Here is a 5,661-nt window from a genome sequence, read left to right on the forward strand (position 1 = left end):
TCCGCCTGAATCCCCGCGCCCTGCAGGAGGCCCAGGCTATTGAAAAACGCCTTGCTGGGGGGGAAAACCTGCCGCTTGCAGGTGTCCCGATTGCCATCAAGGACAACATCTGCACCCAGGGCCTCGAGACCACTTGTGGCTCCAGAATACTTTCTTCTTTTGTGCCTCCATACAGCGCTACGGTGGTGGACAAACTCCGCCAGGCTGGGGCGGTCATCATTGCCAAGACCAACATGGACGAATTCGCCATGGGTTCTTCTACCGAGTATTCGGCCTACGGCCCGACCCGCAACCCCTGGGATTTGGAGCGGGTGCCTGGAGGCACTTCGGGGGGGTCGGCGGCTGCGGTGGGGGCCGATATGGCGCCGGTTGCACTTGGAACCGACACCGGCGGCAGCGTACGCCAGCCTGCCGCGCTGTGCGGGGTCTATGGGTTCAAGCCGACCTATGGACGTATCTCCCGCTATGGGGTGGTGGCAACCGCCAGCAGCCTCGATCAGGTAGGCACCCTGGCCCGTTCACTGGAAGATCTGGCCATACTGACGGATGTGGTAAACGGCCATGATCCCATGGATAGCACCAGTCTGGAAGCCATACCCCGGTTCGGCGCAGCCTTGCAGGCTTCGGTATCGGGAATGACCGTCGGCATCGTAAAGGAAGCCCTGGCAGTGGGCAATTCCTCTGGCGTTTTGGAGGCCCTCGAGCGGTTCCGGGTGGTGATGGAGGCGCAGGGAGTGCATTTTGTGGAGGTTAGCATTCCAACCCTGGACTACGCCCTGGCTGCCTACTACATCGTCAACACCGCCGAAATCAGCTCCAACCTGGCCCGTTACGATGGAACCCTCTATGGCCTCCGGGTGCCCGGCGAGGATAGCATCGCCACCATGATGCAAAGCCGCGAACACGGTTTTGGCCCCGAGGTGCAGCGGCGGATTCTGATGGGAACCTTTGTGCTTTCCTCTGGCTATTACGATGCCTACTATGGCAAGGCGTTGCGGGCCAGGGCCAAGCTCAAAGCTGATATGGACGCCGCTTTTACCCAGGCCGACCTGTTGCTTACCCCTACCAGCCCCTTCCCGGCCTTCCGTTTTGGCGAGAAAACCGGCGACCCCCTCTCGATGTACCTGGCCGACATTGACACCGTGGCCGTCAATCTGGTCGGTGCGCCTGCGCTGAGCATCCCGGCTGGGTTCGAGGGTGCCTTGCCGGTGGGGGTGCAGTTAATCGGCAAGCCGCTGCAGGACGAGCGAATCTTTACCGTGGCCCATGCCTTCGAGCAAGCAACAGAGCGGGCTTTTGCTCGAGTGGCCAGGTTGAAATGGTAGGCTTGTGTTCCATGAGTTTGTGCATCCCGGTAAAGATGCTGCTGGGAGTTGCAGGTCTCTAATCTCAACCCAGAAACCTCGAGCTGAGAGTCACAGGACGAAGCAGGGAGGGGGTTGTCGGCCAAGGGCTATGAGTTACTGACATAACGCAAGAATCCCAGAACCAAGCGGTACTTAACGTTAAGGCGTTAATCTCTGTGAAGCTCTGTCATATCAGTGTAAGCTGCGGTATACTCGCTGAGAGACCTTTTTATTCTCTTGGACTCGCATAAACAACCAGGCTTTCTACCGGGTCTCAAAGCATCCCTCGAGGTCTCGTGCTTATGATGCACGTATCGCCGGTTCCTAACCCCAAACATTCCATGAGCCCGACCCACTATCGTCTTTCAACCCGACTTGCCCGTCATCTTCGTAGCACTGGTAGCCAGCTTTCCGAACACACCCTGGCCCTTCAGGTGCTGGCTTCACCGGGGTTGCCAAAGGGTGCTTGGGCCAACGATTTGCTGCGGGAGCTGCTGGATGGGCGGTTCGAGCGGAGGGAGGACGGGATTGGTTTGTGGGAATGGAAATATACCTTTCCAGCGAGGGGAGAAGCTGTGGTGGTGCTGGATGTAGAGACCACCGGTCTTTCGCCTGAGCACAACGAAATTATCGAGCTTGCCATGGTGCGCCTGGAGAATGGTGAGCGCACGGTGTTTGAGCGCCTGGTGAATCCAGGCGTTCCCGTACCACCGTTTATCAGCCGCCTGACCGGAATCCGCAATGAACATGTGCGTGGTGCTGCCGACATCTACACGGTTTTGCGTGAAGCCCTGCCGCTCCTGGAGGACGCGACCCTGATCATTCAGAATGCCGGGTTCGACCTTGGGTTTTTACAGCCCCGGTTTAAACGCCTGGGGTACCGACTGGATAATCCGGTGGTAGACACGATACACTGGGCACGCAAAGCTCTGCCGGGGCTGAGCAAACGCGGTTTGGATTCGCTGGCATGGGCCTTCGATCTCGGCCCCATCAATGGTCGTCACCGTGCGTTGGGAGACGTGGAAACCACGCTTCAGGTCGCTCATGAAATGTATTACATGCTAACCGCCGGTAGACCCACCTCGACCAGTCAGGTTGCTGCTGCAAGAGCCTCCTAGGAAACCTATGATTGCGCGTTACGTCCTCACCAGTGCTTGCCTAAACAGCGGAACCATGAATCTTACCCAGTCGCTGCGGGTTTTCTTGCAGGGGAAGGACCGCATTGCCCTTCGTGATGAGGAGGGCGAAATTTACGATGGTAGCGTGAACTGGCGACAAAATCGCCTCGAGGGCCTTGCGCCCTACTACGCCAAACGACGGCTGGGCGTCAACGACAAGATTGCCTTGCACCTGGAGGAAGAGGAGATTGGCCTGGAAGCCCTCACGCCTTCGGCCAGGCCAGCCCGGTTCCGTTCGCCTGAGTCGGAGCATTCCAGACCCCAGCCTACCGAGGCCGTCCCGGAAAAAACTGAAAAACGGGTCAAGGTCACGCCCTACCCCAAAGAAGTGATCTTTCCACACAAGCCCGTTGCCAGTGAGGTGCCGGCTTTTTCAGTAGACCTCGAGGCGCTGGGTCTCAGCCGCGAATCGGGAAGTGCGCCCTGGGTGTTCAGGGCTGCGATGGGCCGCCGTACTTTCCACCTGGCCCTGGCCAAGTTTGGCGAGATGGAGGCCAGGGAATTGCTGGCCTACCGGCAGCAAGGCCGGGTGCAGTATGCCGCGATTGTGGCAAGTGAGTCCTCCAAACCCGAAGCCCTGGCCGAAATTGCCACGGTGCGACCTTCTGGGCTGGTGCAGGTAGGCTTGGGCTATGCCTCACCCGAAGCATTGCAGCGCCTCGCCAAACTTAGAAGTGCATTCCCGGTAGGCCCCCTGGATATTGAGCGGCTGCTTCGCGAAGGGCGGATTGACCTGGAAAACGTGGAGGGGCTCGGGCGCGAAATTTACAGTGTGCTGCGCGAACGTAGTCACTTTTCGGCAGTTCTAACCCTTCTGGCCGACCAGCCTCCACAACAAGTCTTTCTGCTGGCCGACCTGATGCCTATGGCGCGGGATATGAACCTCGAGGCCGATCACCTGCAGAATGTGCTCGAGAGCCTCAGCAGTCCTCCCTTCCTGCTCCTGAGGCGTCTCTCGCCGGGAGAGTTCCTGATGCGCCAGTCAGTAGATCAGGCTCTGGCCGACTGGGCGGAGTATGCTGGGGTGATGGTGCGGCGGCTTAACGGTGTGCTGCTCGAGCGGAAACCCTAGTTTTTTGGGGTCTACGTATCTCCTGGTTAGGAATTTGCACTGCCTTGGGAGGCACACAACGGAGCTGCCCGAAGCAAACCCCAGTAATCCATCTCATCCAAAGCCATCACCGAAATTTCTATCGTGGGCGCACTTATACCCGATTCGGTCTAACCCGACCGAAGGGAGACGCTTTTTTCGCCGACCGTCCGGGAGGGGGTGCTCCCGGATTCCAAAAGATCGCCTCGGGGTCTCCGGGTTGGAGGATGATCTTTTTGAATCCGGTATGAGAGCCGTTTCAAAAAGAGCCCCGAAGTTCTCGTACAATTTGGAAATCCCCACAAGCATGCGAGAGGCAGCCGCGCCCTGCTCGGCAACACCTACGGCTGAACGGGTGCGCTAAAGCGGGAAGTGCGACCAGGTGCCAAACCCATATGTAGGCCGAGCCTGATGCAGCGACAAACACACGGTGGAACCTCGACTGATGGGGGTACGCGAATGCTCCCGGGGCCGGCCCTGTCCAGGATCAGCGAAGAGAAAGCGGTCTCGATGAGTTGGTGGGTCTTGCTCCACCCTGGATCAGGGGCGGGAAGGCCAATGGAAAAGAGAGGCTTTATGCTTGAAATTGATAGAAAAGGGGCCTGGCCAGAGCCAGCCGCCCCGCATGGCCGAAACAACTACATGTTTTCCACCAGGGCCTGCCCAAACTCACTGCATTTTAGAAGGGTTGCGTTGCGCCCCTCAGCCACCATCAGGCGGTGGAAGTCGTAGGTCACACGTCCCTGGGCAATGGCTTTAGTCATGGCGTGGATAATCAGGTCGGCGGCTTCAGGCCAGCCCAGGTAGCGCAGCATCATCTCACCCGAAAGAATTACCGAACTGGGGTTGACCTGATCTTTGCCGGCGTATTTGGGAGCCGTGCCGTGGGTAGCCTCAAAGACTGCGTGCCCAGTGTAGTAGTTCACGTTGGAGCCAGGGGCAATACCGATACCGCCGACCTGGGCCGCCAGCGCGTCGGAGAAGTAGTCGCCATTCAGGTTGAGGGTGGCGACCACACTATATTCGGCGGGACGGAGCAGAACCTGCTGCAGGAAGTTATCGGCGATCATGTCCTTGACCACGATCTGCTGGCCGGTTCTGGGGTTGGCAAAGGTCTGCCAGGGACCCCCGTCCAGGTCTACTGCGCCAAATTTGCTCTTGGCGAGGGCGTACCCCCAGTCGCGGAAAGCCCCCTCGGTAAATTTCATGATGTTGCCCTTATGTACCAGTGTGACCGAGGGCATATCGTTATCAATAGCATAGCTGAAAGCAGCCTCAACCAGACGGTGGGTTCCTTCCTCCGAGACCGGCTTGATGCCGATACCTGCTGTACCAGGGAAGCGGATTTTGCTATAGGGCCTGGGGAACTCCAGCTTGAACCACTCGAGGAACTTGGTGACCTCGGGGCTATCCTTAGCAAACTCGATGCCCGCGTAGATGTCCTCGGTATTCTCGCGAAATATAACCATATTTATCAGTTCGGGGTGGCGCACCGGGCTGGGCACACCCTCGAACCACTGCACTGGACGAACACAGGCATACAGGTCGAGTTCCTGACGCAAGGCCACATTGATAGAACGAATCCCACCCCCAACCGGCGTGGTCAGGGGGCCTTTGAGGGCAACCAGGTATTCCCGAATGAACTCGAGGGTGTCCTCTGGCAGCCAGACCGCCTCGCCATAGACCCGGTTGGCCTTTTCGCCTGCGTAGATTTCGGCCCAGGCAATCCTGCGCCTGCCGCCATAGGCTTTGGCAACCGCAGCGTCCAGTACCGGCTGGGATGCTCGCCAGATATCGGGGCCAGTGCCATCGCCCTCAATGAAGCCCACAATGGGGTGGTCGGGCACCTGCAGTTTTCCGTCATGAATAGAGATCTTCTCGCCAACAGGAACGGTGATTTTATTGTAGGCCATAACTCCAAAAGCATAACAGAAGCTGGAGGTTCATGGCTCGCAGCGAATTGTTAAAGGCAGGGCTCATACCGGATTCAACAGATAGTCATCCAACCCGGAGACCCCAAGGCTCTCTTTTTGAATCCGGGAGCACC

General features: G+C 58.3%; 4 protein-coding genes. 3 read left to right on the forward strand and 1 reads right to left on the reverse strand.

The genetic code is table 11. The features are described from left to right. The 3 genes from gatA to Q0288_RS16110 form a co-directional block, all read left to right on the forward strand. A partial coding sequence (gene gatA / locus Q0288_RS16100) for an Asp-tRNA(Asn)/Glu-tRNA(Gln) amidotransferase subunit GatA (protein WP_299432718.1) occupies positions 1-1,325 on the forward strand: 1,325 nt, incomplete at its 5' end. Positions 1,326-1,687: 362 nt separating this feature from the next. Beyond that, the gene (locus tag Q0288_RS16105; protein WP_299432721.1) at positions 1,688-2,464 is read left to right on the forward strand and encodes an exonuclease domain-containing protein; all 777 of its coding nucleotides are present in this window, start codon (positions 1,688-1,690) and stop codon (positions 2,462-2,464) included. Between the two features lie 55 nt (positions 2,465-2,519). Next, positions 2,520-3,596 (forward strand): hypothetical protein, encoded by a 1,077-nt coding sequence (locus Q0288_RS16110; protein ID WP_366914795.1) that lies wholly within the window; start codon positions 2,520-2,522, stop codon positions 3,594-3,596. A 656-nt stretch (positions 3,597-4,252) separates the two neighbouring features. Here Q0288_RS16110 and icd read toward each other — a convergent pair. Then, positions 4,253-5,527, reverse strand: coding sequence for an NADP-dependent isocitrate dehydrogenase (gene icd / locus Q0288_RS16115; RefSeq protein WP_299432727.1), 1,275 nt, complete (start codon positions 5,525-5,527; stop codon positions 4,253-4,255). Positions 5,528-5,661 lie beyond the last annotated feature (134 nt).

This window comes from uncultured Meiothermus sp. (assembly GCF_937863175.1).
In the GTDB taxonomy this organism is placed as follows: Bacteria; Deinococcota; Deinococci; order Deinococcales; family Thermaceae; genus Meiothermus.